This is a genomic window from Thioclava sp. DLFJ4-1 (assembly GCF_002020145.1).
Lineage (GTDB): Bacteria > Pseudomonadota > Alphaproteobacteria > Rhodobacterales > Rhodobacteraceae > Thioclava > Thioclava sediminum.
This window is the reverse complement of the sequence record NZ_MPZT01000002.1, coordinates 344262-358971: the sequence shown is the minus strand read 5'-3', so window position 1 is coordinate 358971 and position 14710 is coordinate 344262. Positions and strand designations below refer to the sequence as shown.

Genomic DNA, 14710 nt, shown 5'->3' with positions numbered 1-14710 from the left:
TTGAGGAACGCGATGTCGACGATGCTCGAAATTCTGACCTCACCCGCCTTGGGAACCGTGAAGCACGGGTTCTTCACGCGCAAGGGCGGCGCGTCCTCGGGTATTTTCGCGGGGCTCAACTGCGGTCCCGGCTCGTCGGATCAAAGCGAGGCGGTGCGCACCAATCGCGCCCGTGCGGCCAATGCGATGGGCGTGGAGCTGAACGCGCTGCAAGGCGTCAATCAGGTGCATTCGCCCGATGTCGCGGTGATCGAGGAGATCACCGACCCGCCGCCGCGCGCCGATGCGGCCGTGACCAAGGTGCCGGGCATCGCGATCTCGATCCTGACCGCCGATTGCCAGCCGGTGCTGTTCTCCGATCCGAAAGCGGGCGTGATCGGCGCGGCCCATGCAGGCTGGCGCGGCGCGATGGAGGGGGTGCTGGAAAACACGCTCGACGCGATGGAGCGTTTGGGCGCTCATCGCGAGAATATCACGGCGGTGATCGGGCCGTGCATCTCGGTCCATTCCTACGAGGTCGGCGAAGACTTCATGGAGCAGTTCCTGATGGAGGACATGGACTACAGCCGGTTCTTCTCGCCCGGGCCCTCGGGCAAGCCGCATTTCGACCTGCCGAGCTTCTCGCTGCACCGGCTGCGCGAGGCGGGTGTCGGCGAGGCGGAATGGATGCGCCGCTGCACCTATCAGGAGCCCGAGCGCTTCTATTCCTATCGCCGCACGACCCATGCGGGCGAAGCCGATTACGGGCGTCTGCTCTCGGCGATCCGCCTCTGATCCGAACGTGCGGGCGGCGCGCTACGCGGGGCCGACGGGCTTGCTGAAACAATCCGCCTTGCCGCATTCGTTCGTTTCCTTGCGCGAAAAGATCCCACTCCCGCCCCATGCTGGCCCCATTGCGCGGGCAGAACAGTCCCGAACCGGATCGAAAACGATCTCGAGACGAGGGGACAAAGAGATGAACAAGACTCAACCGACCCGCCGCTGGATGAAAGCCGCCGTGGCCTCCGCACGCGACTGCGACACGCGGATGCCCTGGGCCCGCAAGGCGCGCCCGTCGCAGACCGGCCGTCCTGTGGCGTCCGCTCCGCGCCGGGTCAGCGCCGCACAGTGACCTCCCTTCTCGCGCGGCGATCGTAATTGGTCATGCTGATCGCAATGCGAGACCTGGCCGGGCGCTGCCACGCCCGGCCATTTTCATCACCCGTCTCCAGTGTCTCTGGGGGCGGGTGATTCGTTTCGAATGTGGTGAGACTGTGGCGGTTTGTGCGCGGTCGGGAAACGTGCCGTTAGGGCAGGGGCTGACTGCTCGGCGATCGCGAGACAATCGCGTCAATAATTTGACGCCTGTGCAGGTTTTAGCCATGTTGTGAGCGTCTCTCTGCAACCGGTGGGGGCCGATGCAGCCGTGAGAAGACCGAAAGGCCTATCGCATGAATCTACCCCACCGGACGGCAGCTGCCGCGCTACGTCCCACCGAAACTGAACCGCCTCTGCCGCGCCCTTTGCGTGCGAGTCCGAATGCGCCGAAACGCGCCCTGCGCGCTTCCGCGATGACTCGCCGCTATGCCGCGTGGTGGCTGGAGGCGAACGGCTTCATCGAAGAAACCTCCCGCGTCGCCCCGGCGATTCCGCTGTTCGAGGAGGCGTTCTCCGCCTTGGCGCGCGGTGCCGTGATCGCGACCGAGGAAGGCCCGGTCTCGGTTGAGGATCTGGTGCCCGGGATGCGGGTTCTGACCGCCGATGAGCGCGTCGAGACCATCACCTGGAAAGGGTCGATGACGATGTTCCCGGCCGCGAAGGACGTGGCCGCGCGGATGATCCGCGTGACCGCCGAAGCCTTCGGGCATGGCCGCCCGTCGCAGGATCTGGTGCTGGGCCCGCATGCGCGGATTTGCCTGCGCGATGCCCGGCTGCGCGGACGTCTGGGCATCGAGGCGGCCTATGCGCCGATCGCGGCCTTCGTCGATGGGGTGAGCGTAATCGAGGTCACGCCGATCTCGCCGGTCTCTGCCTATCATCTGGTGCTGGAGCAGCACGGCTCGCTCAAGGTCGGCGGCATGGAGGTCGAGAGTTTCCATCCCGGCGAAGGGTTCGAGCGGATGATCGACCCGCGGATGGCCGAGCTTTTCCTCGCGCTGTTTCCGCAGATGGACAAGCTGCGCGAGTTCGGCCCGCTCGCCGCGCCGCGGCTGACCCGGTTCGAGGTCGAAGAAATGCTAATCTGATCGGGGCCTTCAGGGGTAAAGGTTCCGGTTGGAGTTGACAGTGCTTGTGGGGAGCCGGTCACGGAAACGCCGCGCGTTGAGAACCTCGCGCGGCGTTTTTTCGTTTTCAGAACGGGGCGGGAGGATTACTCCTCCATCGCCTCCAGCTCGTCGATGAAGCCTTCGATCATCGACAGACCCTTGTCCCAGAAGGCCGGGTCGGACGCATCGAGGCCGAAGGGCGCGAGCAGTGCCTTGTGGTGCATCGAGCCACCCGCTTCCAGCATCGCGAAATACTTGTCCTGGAAGCCCTCGGGCGCGGCCTCATAGGCGGCGTAGAGCGCGTTCACCAGGCCGTCGCCGAAGGCGTAGGCGTAGACGTAGAAGGGCGAGTGGACGAAGTGCGGGATGTAGGACCAGAAGGTCTCATAGCCCTCCATGAACTCGAATGCCGGGCCGAGGCTTTCGCCCTGCACCGACATCCACAGCGCGTTGATATCCTCGGGCGTCAGCTCCCCTTCGGCGCGGGCTGCATGCAGCTTGCACTCGAAATCGTAGAAGGCGATCTGGCGCACGACCGTGTTGATCATGTCCTCGACCTTGCCGGCCAGAAGCGTCTTGCGCTCTTCCTTGGTTTTCGCGGCAGCCAGCAGCTTGCGGAAGGTCAGCATCTCGCCGAAGACCGAGGCCGTTTCGGCCAGCGTCAGCGGCGTGTTGGCCAGCATCTCGCCCTGTTTCGCGGCCAGCACCTGGTGGACGCCGTGGCCTAGCTCATGCGCCAGCGTCATCACGTCGCGCGGTTTGCCGAGGTAGTTCAGCATCACGTAGGGGTGGACGGTGGTCACGGTCGGATGCGCGAAGGCGCCCGGTGCCTTGCCCGGTTTCACGCCCGCATCGATCCAGCCTTTGTCAAAGAAGGGCTGTGCGATGTCGGCCATGCGCGGATCGAAGCCGGAATAGGCATCAAGGACGGTGTCCTTCGCCTCGTCCCACATGATGTCGCGCGGGGCCTCGGTGGGCAGCGGCGCGTTGCGGTCCCAGATCTGCAGCTTGTCGAGGCCGAGCCATTTCGCCTTCAGCTTGTAGTAGCGATGCGACAGGCGCGGGTAGGCCGCGACCACGGCGTCGCGCAGCGCTTGCACCACTTCCGGCTCCACGTCGTTCGACAGGTGGCGACCGGTCTGCGGGGTCGGCATCTTGCGCCAGCGATCCTCGATTTCCTTTTCCTTCGCCAGCGTATTGTGGATGCGCGAGAAGGTGCGGATGTTCTCGCCGAACACATTCGCCAGCTCCTTCGCCGCCGCTTCGCGCTTTTCGCGATTGTGGTCGGAGAGAAGGGTGGTGGTGGCCTCAAGGCTCAGCTTTTCGCCCTGCACCTCGAATTCCAGCGCTGCGGTGGTCTCGTCGAAGAGGCGGTTCCAGGCGGCGGCGCCGACGACCGATTGATCGTGGAGGAATTTCTCCAGCTCGTCGGAGAGCTGATAGGGCTTCATCGCGCGCATCCGGTCAAACACCGGCTTGTAGCGGGCGACTTTCGAATCGGCGAAGACGGCCTCGTAGGTCTCGTCCGGGATGCGGTTGAATTCGAGGCTGAAGAAGACGAGCGGCGTGGTGTAGGTGGTGATCTTGTCCTGCGCATCGGACAGCAGCTTCACCCGCGCCGGGTCGGTCGTGTTCTGGTAATAGCGCAGGCCCGTATAGGACATCACGCGGCCCGCTTTCTCGTCGATTTCCTCGTAGCGCTTGATGCACTCTGCCATGCCCGCGGCATCAAGATCGGCCAGCTTGCCTTCGTAATCGGCGGCGAACTCGGCGCAGGCTTTTTCCAGCCATGCCATGTCCTTGGTCAGTTCCGGCGCGTCGGGTGCGGGGTAGAGATCGCTCAGATCCCATTCGGGCAGATCGCCGAACGCCCCTGCATTTGAATTCGCATCGAAAACGGGGCGGCGGGGTGTGAGCGTCATGAGGTTCCTCGTGTCTGATCGGTTGCTTTCCAGATAGGGGCAGGGGCGCCGCCCTGACAAGGGCGCGGGGCCGCTCGGCGCTGCACAATTTTTCGGCAGATGCTATGAAATGAACTTTTCCCGGACGCGGCGCGTTGCATAACATCGGCCATCGCCTTTTACTCGCGGGGTACAGGGCCTAGACATAAATAAAAGACTAGGGGGACTTAACCGGCGCGATGACAGAGTATTTCAACGAGATGTTCGACGGCGGCAAAGTGCGTCAGCCCTATAACGGGCTCGACGGCTGGATGCGCGAAATGCCGTCCGAGTTGCGCGCGATGAAGCAAGCCGAGGCGGAGGCGCTGTTTCGCAGGATCGGCATCACTTTCGCCGTCTATGGCGAGGGCGGCGATCCGGACCGTCTGATTCCCTTCGACATGTTTCCGCGCGTCTTCACCCAGCCCGAATGGCGCAAGCTGGAGCGTGGCATCAAGCAGCGCGCCCGGGCGCTCAACGCCTTTCTGCTCGACGTCTACGGGCGCGGCGAGATCGTGCGGGCGGGGCGAATCCCGGCGCGGCTGGTCTATCAGAACGACGCCTACGAACGTGCGGTGTCGGGCTTTATCCCTCCGCGTGGCATCTACAGCCACATTGTTGGTGTCGATCTGGTGCGCACTGGGCCCGATCAGTTCTACGTGCTCGAAGACAACTGCCGCACCCCGTCGGGCGTCTCCTACATGCTGGAGAATCGCGAGATCATGATGCGGATGTTCCCGCAGCTGTTCCGCGAGAACCGGATCGAACCGGTGGATGGCTATTCGGATGCTCTGCGCCGCACCTTGGCCTCGGTTGCGCCGGCGAAATGCGACGGCGAGCCGACGGTCGCGATCCTCACGCCGGGCCATTTCAACTCGGCTTATTACGAGCATTCCTTCCTCGCCGATCTGATGGGCGTCGAACTGGTGGAAGGGCCGGACCTGTTCTGCGAGGGCGGCTTCTGCTGGATGCGCACGACGGAAGGCCCGAAGAAGCTCGACGTGATCTATCGCCGGATCGACGACGCTTTCCTCGACCCGCTCTGCTTCCGCCCGGATTCGATGCTGGGCATTCCGGGGCTGATGGATGTCTACCGCTCGGGCGGCGTTTCGATCTGCTCGGCGCCCGGGGCCGGCGTGGCCGACGACAAGGCGATCTATACCTTCGTGCCGGAAATGGTGCGCTTCTATCTGGGCGAAGAGCCGCTTCTGGAAAACGTGCCGACCTGGCAATGCGCCAAGAAGGACGACTGCAAATACGTTCTCGAAAATCTCTCCGAGCTGGTGGTGAAAGAGGTTCACGGCTCGGGCGGTTACGGAATGCTCGTCGGTCCAAAATCGACCAAAGAGCAGATCGAGAATTTCCGCCACAAGATCGAGGACAACCCCGAGAATTACATCGCCCAGCCGACGCTAGCGCTGTCGACCACGCCGACCTTCGTGGAAGAGGGCGTGGCGCCGCGGCACGTCGATCTGCGGCCCTATTGCCTTGTCGGCGAGAAGGTCGAGTTGGTCCCCGGCGGGCTGACCCGCGTCGCGCTGACCGAAGGGTCGCTCGTCGTGAACTCCTCGCAGGGCGGGGGCGTGAAAGACACCTGGGTTTTGGCGGAGTGATCGGATGCTGAGTAGAACCGCTGAAAACCTGTTCTGGGTCGCGCGCTACATGGAGCGCGCGGAGACGATGGCACGGCTTCTGGAGGTCGGCGCGCGGATCGCGCTGACGCCCTCGACCGGGCATGGCTACCGCTCGGAATGGGAGAGCCTGCTGCAAGCCTCGGGCACCGCCGACGGCTTCTCCGAGAAGTACGGCGACCCGGTGCAGCGCAATATAGAGAGCTACCTGTTCTTTGACCGCGACAACCCGTCCTCTGTGGTGTCCTGCATCGAGCGGGCGCGGGAAAACGCCCGCATCGTGCGCACGGCGATCACCGGTCAGGTCTGGGATACGCTCAACACGGCGTTTCAGGAAATCCGCCAGATCGAGCGCCAGCCGCGCTCGGAATGGGAAATTACCGAGCTCTGCGAGTGGGTGGCCCGGCAATCGGCGCTGCTGCGCGGGGCGATGGACGGCACGATGCTGCGCAATGACGGGTTCTTCTTCATGAACCTCGGCTATGCGCTGGAGCGGGCGGACAACACTGCGCGTCTGATCGACGTGAAGTACTTCGTGCTGCTGCCCTCGGTGGAGATGGTGGGCTCCGGCCTCGACAACTACCAATGGCAGGTGCTGCTGCGCGCGCTGCAATCCTACCGGGCCTTCCACTGGGCCTATGGCGGCGAGTTGACGGCGTCGAAGATCATGCATTTCCTGATCCTCAACCCGGCCAGTCCGCGCTCGCTGATTTCGGCCACGCGCAAGGCGATGCACCATCTCGACAATCTCGAAAGCTTCTACGAGGTCGAGCCGGGCACCGGCCTGCCGCAGATGCGCGCCAAGGCGATCATGACCGAGCTGAACCAGACGCAGGTCGCCGAAATTATCGACGAAGGCCTACATGAGTTCCTCACCCGCTTCATCGGCGAGGTCGGGCAGCTTACCGCGCTTGTTCAGCAAACCTACCTGTCGGGAGATGCGCGATGATCCTCACCGTCAACCATGTCACCACCTATGATTACGACGCACCGATGGGCGCTGCGGTGCAATCTTTGCGCATGTTCCCCTCGCGCTTCGAGGGCCAGCGCGTGATCGAATGGGATGTCGCGGTCGAAGGCGGTCTCCGGGGTGGATCGTTCCGCGACGGCGCGGGCGACCGCATCGAGGGCTGGTCGATCCGTCCGCCGGTCGACGAGGTCGCGATCACCGTGAAAGGGCAGGTCGAGACTTTCGACACCTCGGGCGTGCTGCGCGGCCATCGCGAGCTGGTGCATCCGATGGCGTACCTGCGCGAGACCGTCGCGACCTGGATTGACGACAGTCTGGCGGCGCTGGCGGAAGAGGCCGTTGCAGGGGCCACGGAAGATCTCAACCGGGCGCATCGCCTGAGCGCTGCGATCTCCGAGGCGATCGAGTACAAGCCGGGGGCGACCCATTCCCACACAACCGCCGCCGAGGCGCTGGCGCAGGGCGAGGGCGTCTGTCAGGACCATGCCCACGCGCTGGTCGCTGTCGCCCGCTGCGTCGATCTGCCCGCGCGCTATGTCTCGGGCTACCTGTTCGCGACCGATGACGGCACGCCGCACGAGGCAGCCCATGCCTGGGGCGAGATCTGGGTCGCGGGGATCGGCTGGATCGGCTTCGACCCGGCGAACAAGTGCTGCCCCGACGAGCGCTATATCCGCCTCGGCTCCGGTCTCGATGCGCGCGAAGCCGCGCCGATCCGTGGCATCACCCAAGGCTCGGGTGAGGAGCGACTGCACGTCACAGTTGCCTTGGACCAAGTCCAGCAATAGATTGCGCGCTTGTCAGGGATCAGGGAACGAACATGACCTATTGCGTAGGCCTCTTGCTGAACGAGGGGATGGTGCTGCTGTCGGACACGCGGACCAACGGCGGGCTCGACAACATCGCGACCTATCGCAAGATGTTCACCTTCGAAGAGCCCGGCGAACGGGTGATCGCGATCATGACCGCGGGCTCGCTCTCGGTGACGCAAACGACGCTGGCGCGGTTGCGCGAAGCGGCGGATGCGAGCGACGCGACGGGCGACAGCTCGATCATGGAAGCGCCTACCATGCTGAAAGTGGCCGAAATCATCGGCAACACGATGGCGGGCGTGCGCAAGGACATCACGAGCCGGATGGATGCCGAGCGGGTCTCGACCTCGGCCTCGATGATCGTCGCGGGCCAGCGCGCGGGCGGCGAGATGCGGATGTTCTTGATCTACCCGGAGGGCAACTTCATCGAGGCGACCGAGGACACGCCCTTCCTGCAGATCGGCGAGCATAAATACGGCAAGCCGATCCTCGATCGCGTGGTGCGCCCCGAGACCAACCTGATCGACGCTCAGAAGGCGGTGCTTCTGTCGATGGATTCGACGCTGCGCTCGAATCTCTCGGTGGGGATGCCGCTCGATCTGGCGGTGATCAAGAAGGACGACTGCCGGATTTCCAGCCAGCGCCGCATCGAGGCGGGCGACAGCGATTTCGCGGAAATGTCGGAAGCCTGGTCGAACGCGCTGCGCGACAGCTTCACGCAGATTCAGCTTTGACCGGCTCGCGGGCCTCCAGCCCGCCCGCCGCGTCGAACAGCGCGGCGCAGCCGTCGTAGAAGCGTTTCCGCGTCGCGGGAACTTCCATCATCAATTCGTGCTCGGCGCCGGGGATCACGTCCAGCTTGCCCTTCGGCCAGCGTCCCATCCGCTCATGGACCGCGGGCGTGTGCACGATCTTCTCCACCCCGCCCAAGCCACAATAGCAGGGCAGATCGGGGGAAGGCAGCGCCGCCAGCGCCTCGCATTCCAGCAGGCTCTCGGCGACCCAGTGGATCGTCGGGCCGGCCAGCGTCAGTTCGGGATGTTTTGCGGCCTGCTCGACCAACCAGGCCCACATTTCGGGATCGCGGGTCAGGCGGTTCGACTCGAAACTGTCGCGGTAGACATAGGTGGTGCCGTTCATGCCGGGCGGATAGTTGTTCGCAAGGAAACCTTCGCCCAGAAGGTTTGCCAACACGATCCGGAACGGGTGCAGCAGGGCCGAGGTGGCGATCCCCCACATCGGCGCAGAGAACGCGACCGCGTTAAAGCGATGGTGCTCGTGCATCACCGCGCGCAGCGCGATCGCGCCGCCCATCGAATGACCCACGATGTAATAGGGTTGCGGCAGGCTCAGCTCGTCCGCGGCGGCGATCACCGCGTGCAGATCCCACTGGTAATCCTGCAAGCCGCCGACATGGCCCTTTTCGGGCGCGTCAGGCAAAAGCCGGTCGGCCAGGCCTTGCCCGCGCCAGTCGATGGCGAGCATGGCATAGCCCCGGGCCGCGAATTCCGCGGCCGCAGGGCCGTATTTCTCGACATATTCGGTGCGTCCGCATCCCAGAAAGACCGTGCCGCGTGGTTGGGGCGGGGCAGGCCAATGTGCGAAACGTATCCGCACACCGTCTTCCGCCGTCAGCCAGTAGGCCGCGCCCCCCTCGGGGCCGCGCGCGATCTCTTCGAAAAGCGGTGCGCGTTCCATCAGGCGAGCGCCGCACCCAGCTGCATGGCGAGGCCCATCGAGCCATCGACCGAAAGCTTGCCGGACATGAAGGCCGCAGTCGGGTTCACGTCGCCGTTGAGCATGCCTTCGAAAGTTTCGCGGTCGGCGGTCAGAACGACTTCCGCGTCGTCGTCGCCTTCACGCACGCCGTTCTCGTCGGCAATGATCGAGCCTTCGTCCTCGATCACGAATTTTGCAGTCGAAGAAAACCCATCGGGCAGTTTCGCCCGCAGTGCCTCAACAGCCTTGTCGATAACCTCGCTCATCGCGTCCTCCAAATTTGATGGCCGGGCTCTCGCATTCTCCGGCAATTGCATTACAGTCATGATTTATGTGGCAGCGATTTGACAGATACAAATGTGTCGTCACGGCATTTTGCTTTTCGGCGATGCTGGGAACAATGGCGGCATTCCCCGCCAGCGCCGAAACCGAGGGGCTCGAGCCCTATTTCAAAGAGTTGGCCGATCCGAACGATCCGGGCTGGTCGCGGGCCGAGGCGGACATCCGCAGGGCGTGGTCGCGCTCGGGGTCTGCGGCGATGGATTTGCTGTTCAAGCGCGGCGAGGACGCACTGGACGCGGGCGACACCGAGGCCGCGATCGAGCATTTCACGGCGCTGACCGACCATGCCCCCGATTTTGCCGCTGGCTGGAACGGGCGGGCGACGGCCTATTTCATGGCCGGGCTCTACGGTCCTTCGGCGGCGGATATCGCGCGCACCCTGAAGCTGGAGCCGCGTCATTGGGGCGCGCTTGCCGGGTTGGGGGCGATCCTCGAAGAGATGGGCGACGACAAGCGCGCGCTTGAGGCCTATCAGAAGTCTTTTGCCTTGAATCCGCATCAACAGGATGTGAAAGACGCCATTGCGCGCCTCGATAAGGCGCATCAGGGCACGGCTCTCTAAGGGCCGGAACGGAGCTGCGATGCAAGGCGGGCGGATCACGGCCGTTCTGGGGCCGACCAATACCGGCAAAACCCATTACGCAATCGAGAGGATGCTGGCGCATCGGACCGGCGTCATCGGGCTGCCGCTGCGGCTCTTGGCGCGCGAGGTCTATGACCGGATCGTCGCGCAGCGTGGGCCTTCGGTCGTGGCGCTGGTCACTGGCGAAGAGCGCATCGTGCCCGAACGCACGCAATACTGGGTCTGCACGGTCGAGGCGATGCCGACGGGGATAGGTGCGGATTTCCTTGCCATCGACGAGATCCAGCTGTGTGGCGACCCCGAGCGCGGTCATGTCTTCACCGATCGGCTTCTGCATGCGCGCGGGCTGCACGAGACGCTGTTCCTCGGCTCGGAGACGATGCGCGGCGCGATTGCCGCACTGGTGCCGAAGGTGCAATTCACCAAGCGCGAGCGGTTTTCCGAACTGACCTATTCCGGCTCGAAGAAAATCTCCCGGATGAAGCCGCGCTCGGCCATCGTCGGGTTCTCGGTCGAGAATACCTATGCGATCGCGGAGCTGATCCGCCGCCAGAAGGGCGGCTGCGCGGTGGTGATGGGCGCGCTTAGCCCGCGCACCCGCAATGCGCAGGTCGAGATGTATCAAAATGGCGACGTGGATTATCTTGTCGCCACCGATGCGATCGGCATGGGGCTCAACCTCGATATCGACCATGTCGCGTTCTCGGCCACCTCGAAATTCGATGGGCGGCGGATGCGTCCGCTTTTCCCGCATGAGCTGGCGCAGATCGCGGGCCGCGCAGGTCGTCACACCACTGACGGCACGTTCGGCGTGACGGGCGAGGCGCGCCCGCTGCAGCCCGAGGTGATCGAAGCTGTCGAGAACCACCGTTTCGCGCCGCTGCAACGGCTGCAATGGCGTAACGCGCGGCTCGAATTCGGCACCGTGGACCGGCTGATCCAGTCGCTCGACGCGCGGCCAGAGGGCGAATGGCTCACCAAGGGGCGCGAGGCCGACGATGCGCGCGCGCTCAAGGTGCTGGCTGACGATCCGGCGATCCGCGACCGCATCACCAGCCCAAAGGATGTGCAACTCCTCTGGGATGTCTGCCGAATCCCCGATTTTCGTTCGATTTCCGAGGCCGAACATGCAACGCTTCTGGCGCGCATCTTCGAGTTCCTGCAATCGGGCAAGGGCGTGCCCTCGGACTGGCTTGCACGTCAGATCGAGCGTATCGACAGGACGGGCGGCGATATCGACACGCTCTCGCGTCGTCTCGCCTTCATCCGCACATGGACCTATGTTGCGCAACGCAAAGGGTGGGTCGATGATGAAAGCCATTGGCGCGAGGCGACCCGCGCTGTAGAAGACCGCCTGTCGGACGCGCTGCATGGCGCGCTGACGCAAAGATTTGTGGACCGGCGCACCTCTGTGTTGATGCGCCGGCTCAAGCAGAAGGAGACCCTCGTGGCCGAGGTGAACGACAAGGGCGAAGTGACGGTTGAAGGCGAATTCGCGGGCCGTTTGGAAGGATTCCGGTTCAAGCAGGACGAGACCGGCTCGCCCGACGAGGCGAAGATGCTTGCCCGCGCGGCCTACGAGGCGCTTGCGCCCGAGTTCAGCCTGCGCGCGGACCGTTTCTACAACGCCCCCGATACGGAGATGGATTTCACCGAGCAGGGCGGCCTGATGTGGGGCGATACCGCTGTCGGCAAGCTGGTGAAGGGGCCCGATCTGCTGAAGCCGACCGTGCAGGCTTTCGTCGATGACGAGGCGGGCGCGGATGTGGCTGAGAAGGTTACGCGCCGTCTGCAGCATTTCATCGACCGCAAGGTCGCAGCCCTGTTCGAGCCGCTTCTGGCGATGAGCCGCGACGAAGAGCTGACGGGTCTCGCCCGCGGCTTCGCGTTCCGCATGGTGGAATCGCTGGGTATCATCCCGCGCGAGCAGGTCGCCGCCGAGGTGAAGGATCTCGATCAGGACGCGCGCGGCAGCCTGCGCAAGCACGGCGTGCGCTTCGGTCAGTACACGATCTTCATGCCCGCGCTTCTCAAGCCCGCGCCGACGCGGCTGCGGCTGGTGCTGGCCTCGCTGTGGTCGGGCGCGGATGAATTCCCCGAAAGCCCGCCTCCGGGCCTCGTGACGATCCCGAATATCGACGCGTTCGATGCCGAGACCTACCGCCTGTCGGGCTACCGCCCCTCGGGCGCGCGGGCGATCCGCATCGACATGCTCGAACGTCTCGCCGATCTGCTGCGCACGCAGGACAGCCGTGGCGGGTTCGAAGCCAATCCGGACATGCTCTCGATCACCGGCATGACGCTGGACCAGTTCGCCGATCTGATGGGTGGCATGGGCTACAAGGCCGAGAAGGGCGAGCGCGCGAAGGTGAAAGCCGCCGATCTCGAGAAGGCCGAAGAGCAAGCCGGTGCCGAGGCGCTCAAGACCGAGCAGGCCGATGAGGCGAAAGCCGAGGCTGGCGGCGGCGAGCAGCCTGCCGAGACCCATCCCGAGGCGGAGGCTGCGGCCGAGGCCGGCGGCGACATGGTGGCAGCCGGTGACGTGACCAGCGACGAGGTCGAGGTGTTCTACACCTTCACCTGGGCGCCGCGCCCGCGTGGCAACCGTCCGCCGCGCCGCGAGCAGGGGCAGGGCGGCAAGCCCGGTGGCGAACGTGGCGAGCGCAAGGGTGGCGGCGGCAAGCCGCATGGCAAACGCGACGGTCACAAGGGCAAGAAGGGTGGCAAGCCGCAAGGCGCGCGCAACTTCGAAGCCCGTCCGCCGAAGAAGGACAAGCCGGTCGATCCGGACAACCCCTTCGCGGTTCTGGCTGCCCTCAAGGACAAGAAGTAACGACCTGCCATGGCTGACGCGCCCGAGCGCATCCGCATCGACAAATGGCTCTGGCAGGCGCGGTTCTGTAAGACCCGCGGCCTCGCGCAGGAGCTGGTGCAGGGTGGCAAGGCGCGCGTCAACGGTCAGCGCATCGACAAGCCCGGCCGAGCGATCGGGCCGGGCGATGTGCTGACGCTCAGACTTGGCAAAGGGCAGGACGCGCGGATCTGCGTTTTGCGGGTGCTGGACTGCGGCACGCGGCGCGGTCCGGCGGTCGAGGCGCAGACGCTTTATGCATTGCTCGAACCGGAAGGCTAAGCTGTGCGCAATGCCGCAGCGAAAAGCTCGGGCTCTCTCTTGAAAGAGGGGGCATCCCCCGCTAGGACGGGTCAGGAAGCTGTTCAATCGGGGTTTCACCAATGACCTACGTCGTCATCGATAACTGCATCAACTGCAAATATACCGACTGCGTCGAGGTCTGCCCGGTGGATTGCTTCTACGAGGGGGAGAACACGTTGGTGATCCATCCCGACGAATGCATCGACTGCGGCGTCTGCGAGCCGGAATGCCCCGCCGATGCGATCCGTCCGGATACCGAGCCGGGAATGGAATCCTGGGTCGAACTCAACCGGAAATATTCCGAACTCTGGCCGGTGATCACCCAGAAGAAAGATCCGATGCCGGATGCCGAGAAGCACGACGGCGAGAGTGGCAAGCTGGAGAAGTATTTCTCCGAGGCGCCCGGCGAAGGCGACTGACGGGTCGGTGATTCTGACCAATTTGCCCGATTCTGAGCGAATTGGGGCGGTTTACGCTGCGGCAAAGTGTCAAAATGCGCCGCATAACCCACTGAAATCGTGTGATATTACACATGCGCGACAGTAACGCGCTTTGAAATGCACGCGTTTTTTGCTATATTACTGTTACAAAATGAGTTCGACCCCACCTTTTGCGTCGCCTGCTCGCCCGCAAAAGAGATCTCGTGACTGACTGACGAACGCGGAGCTATTCAGCCCCGTGGGCGTCGTATGCTCGCTGGATACCGGGGTTCGTGACCGGCTGCAAGGAAACGAACCGCATGACCAAGACCAAGAAGACCGAATTCCGCCCCAATGATTTCGTCGTCTACCCGGCGCATGGCGTGGGGAAAATCATGTCCATTGAAGAACAGGAAATCGCCGGGCTCAAGCTCGAGCTTTTCGTGATCTCCTTCGAGAAGGACAAGATGACCCTGCGTGTGCCGACGCACAAGGCGACAGAAGTCGGGATGCGCAGCCTCTCCTCGCCTGACATGGTGACCAAAGCGCTTGAGACCCTCAAGGGCAAGGCAAAGGTCAAGCGGGCGATGTGGTCGCGCCGCGCGCAGGAATACGAACAGAAGATCAACTCGGGCGACCTGCTCGCGATCGCTGAAGTGGTGCGCGACCTGCACCGCAGCGACGATCAGCGCGAGCAGTCCTACTCGGAGCGTCAGCTCTATGAAGCTGCACTCGAGCGTCTGACCCGCGAAGTCGCTGCCGTTTCGGGCACCGACGAAGAGCGTGCCGCGAAAACCGTCGATGAGGTTCTGGTCGGCCGCGCCGCCTGATCCCGACACTAGCGGAACTTTTCCAACGCGAGGCTTGCGAGCCTCGCGTTTTTTCATGTGCGCA

General features: G+C 64.0%; 15 protein-coding genes. 12 read left to right on the top strand and 3 right to left on the bottom strand.

Translation table 11 applies throughout. From position 1 onward, the window contains the following. The first annotated feature begins 21 nt into the window (after positions 1-21). The 3 genes from pgeF to BMI85_RS06790 all read left to right on the top strand — a co-directional run bounded on the left by pgeF (position 22) and on the right by BMI85_RS06790 (position 2225). Complete coding sequence (gene pgeF / locus BMI85_RS06795) at positions 22-774, top strand: peptidoglycan editing factor PgeF (protein WP_078601093.1); 753 nt, start codon at positions 22-24, stop codon at positions 772-774. 181 nt (positions 775-955) lie between these two features. Beyond that, positions 956-1111 carry a hypothetical protein gene (locus BMI85_RS21375; RefSeq protein WP_168174749.1) on the top strand — a complete coding sequence of 52 codons (156 nt, stop codon included), beginning with the start codon at positions 956-958 and terminating at the stop codon, positions 1109-1111. 439 nt (positions 1112-1550) lie between these two features. After that, entirely contained in the window at positions 1551-2225 is a 675-nt protein-coding gene (locus BMI85_RS06790; protein ID WP_168174748.1) for a Hint domain-containing protein, read from the top strand. A 125-nt stretch (positions 2226-2350) separates the two neighbouring features. On the opposite strand, the gene BMI85_RS06785 is transcribed toward BMI85_RS06790, so the two are convergent. Next, positions 2351-4168, bottom strand: coding sequence for a M3 family oligoendopeptidase (locus BMI85_RS06785; RefSeq protein ID WP_078600391.1), 1818 nt, complete (start codon positions 4166-4168; stop codon positions 2351-2353). 218 nt (positions 4169-4386) lie between these two features. Between BMI85_RS06785 and BMI85_RS06780 the strand changes: the two genes are divergently transcribed. From BMI85_RS06780 to BMI85_RS06765, 4 genes are read left to right on the top strand one after another with little or no spacing between them, the layout of a single operon-like run. Then, positions 4387-5799, top strand: coding sequence for a circularly permuted type 2 ATP-grasp protein (locus BMI85_RS06780; protein WP_078600389.1), 1413 nt, complete (start codon positions 4387-4389; stop codon positions 5797-5799). Positions 5800-5803: 4 nt separating this feature from the next. Beyond that, entirely contained in the window at positions 5804-6766 is a 963-nt protein-coding gene (locus BMI85_RS06775; protein ID WP_078520529.1) for an alpha-E domain-containing protein, read from the top strand. Then, positions 6763-7575, top strand: coding sequence for a transglutaminase family protein (locus tag BMI85_RS06770; protein WP_078600387.1), 813 nt, complete (start codon positions 6763-6765; stop codon positions 7573-7575). The genes BMI85_RS06775 and BMI85_RS06770 overlap by 4 nt, the downstream gene beginning before the upstream one ends. A 32-nt stretch (positions 7576-7607) precedes the next feature. Beyond that, positions 7608-8333, top strand: coding sequence for a peptidase (locus BMI85_RS06765; protein ID WP_078548680.1), 726 nt, complete (start codon positions 7608-7610; stop codon positions 8331-8333). Here the strand turns inward: BMI85_RS06765 and BMI85_RS06760 are convergent. Both BMI85_RS06760 and BMI85_RS06755 read right to left on the bottom strand, forming a co-directional pair. Next, the gene (locus BMI85_RS06760; protein WP_078600385.1) at positions 8314-9297 is read right to left on the bottom strand and encodes an alpha/beta hydrolase; all 984 of its coding nucleotides are present in this window, start codon (positions 9295-9297) and stop codon (positions 8314-8316) included. The genes BMI85_RS06765 and BMI85_RS06760 overlap by 20 nt on opposite strands. Continuing rightward, positions 9297-9584: an SCP2 sterol-binding domain-containing protein gene (locus BMI85_RS06755; protein WP_078542112.1), complete on the bottom strand. Its 288-nt coding sequence runs from the start codon at positions 9582-9584 to the stop codon at positions 9297-9299. The genes BMI85_RS06760 and BMI85_RS06755 overlap by 1 nt, the downstream gene beginning before the upstream one ends. Before the next feature lie 134 nt (positions 9585-9718). Here BMI85_RS06755 and BMI85_RS06750 point away from each other — a divergent pair, with 134 nt between their 5' ends. From BMI85_RS06750 to BMI85_RS06730, 5 genes are all read left to right on the top strand, one after another. Next, on the top strand, positions 9719-10222 hold the full coding sequence (locus tag BMI85_RS06750) for a tetratricopeptide repeat protein (protein ID WP_246832504.1): 504 nt from the start codon (positions 9719-9721) through the stop codon (positions 10220-10222). Between the two features lie 19 nt (positions 10223-10241). Continuing rightward, entirely contained in the window at positions 10242-13076 is a 2835-nt protein-coding gene (locus BMI85_RS06745) for a helicase-related protein (RefSeq protein WP_078600381.1), read from the top strand. Between the two features lie 9 nt (positions 13077-13085). Further along, the gene (locus BMI85_RS06740; protein WP_078600379.1) at positions 13086-13376 is read left to right on the top strand and encodes an RNA-binding S4 domain-containing protein; all 291 of its coding nucleotides are present in this window, start codon (positions 13086-13088) and stop codon (positions 13374-13376) included. A 101-nt stretch (positions 13377-13477) separates the two neighbouring features. Further along, positions 13478-13816 (top strand): ferredoxin FdxA, encoded by a 339-nt coding sequence (gene fdxA / locus BMI85_RS06735; protein ID WP_078520521.1) that lies wholly within the window; start codon positions 13478-13480, stop codon positions 13814-13816. A gap of 320 nt (positions 13817-14136) precedes the next feature. After that, positions 14137-14646, top strand: a complete 510-nt coding sequence (locus tag BMI85_RS06730) for a CarD family transcriptional regulator (protein WP_075774088.1) — start codon at positions 14137-14139, stop codon at positions 14644-14646. The last annotated feature ends 64 nt before the right edge of the window (positions 14647-14710 follow it).

Excerpts from the sequence above, each read along its gene's own strand:
- pgeF (WP_078601093.1), top strand. The coding sequence starts at position 22 with ATGCTCGAAATTCTGACCTCACCCGCCTTGGGAACCGTGAAGCACGGG.
- BMI85_RS21375 (WP_168174749.1), top strand. The coding sequence starts at position 956 with ATGAACAAGACTCAACCGACCCGCCGCTGGATGAAAGCCGCCGTGGCC.
- BMI85_RS06790 (WP_168174748.1), top strand. The coding sequence starts at position 1,551 with ATGACTCGCCGCTATGCCGCGTGGTGGCTGGAGGCGAACGGCTTCATC.
- BMI85_RS06785 (WP_078600391.1), bottom strand. The coding sequence starts at position 4,168 with ATGACGCTCACACCCCGCCGCCCCGTTTTCGATGCGAATTCAAATGCA.
- BMI85_RS06780 (WP_078600389.1), top strand. The coding sequence starts at position 4,387 with ATGACAGAGTATTTCAACGAGATGTTCGACGGCGGCAAAGTGCGTCAG.
- BMI85_RS06775 (WP_078520529.1), top strand. The coding sequence starts at position 5,804 with ATGCTGAGTAGAACCGCTGAAAACCTGTTCTGGGTCGCGCGCTACATG.
- BMI85_RS06770 (WP_078600387.1), top strand. The coding sequence starts at position 6,763 with ATGATCCTCACCGTCAACCATGTCACCACCTATGATTACGACGCACCG.
- BMI85_RS06765 (WP_078548680.1), top strand. The coding sequence starts at position 7,608 with ATGACCTATTGCGTAGGCCTCTTGCTGAACGAGGGGATGGTGCTGCTG.
- BMI85_RS06760 (WP_078600385.1), bottom strand. The coding sequence starts at position 9,297 with ATGGAACGCGCACCGCTTTTCGAAGAGATCGCGCGCGGCCCCGAGGGG.
- BMI85_RS06755 (WP_078542112.1), bottom strand. The coding sequence starts at position 9,584 with ATGAGCGAGGTTATCGACAAGGCTGTTGAGGCACTGCGGGCGAAACTG.
- BMI85_RS06750 (WP_246832504.1), top strand. The coding sequence starts at position 9,719 with ATGGCGGCATTCCCCGCCAGCGCCGAAACCGAGGGGCTCGAGCCCTAT.
- BMI85_RS06745 (WP_078600381.1), top strand. The coding sequence starts at position 10,242 with ATGCAAGGCGGGCGGATCACGGCCGTTCTGGGGCCGACCAATACCGGC.
- BMI85_RS06740 (WP_078600379.1), top strand. The coding sequence starts at position 13,086 with ATGGCTGACGCGCCCGAGCGCATCCGCATCGACAAATGGCTCTGGCAG.
- fdxA (WP_078520521.1), top strand. The coding sequence starts at position 13,478 with ATGACCTACGTCGTCATCGATAACTGCATCAACTGCAAATATACCGAC.
- BMI85_RS06730 (WP_075774088.1), top strand. The coding sequence starts at position 14,137 with ATGACCAAGACCAAGAAGACCGAATTCCGCCCCAATGATTTCGTCGTC.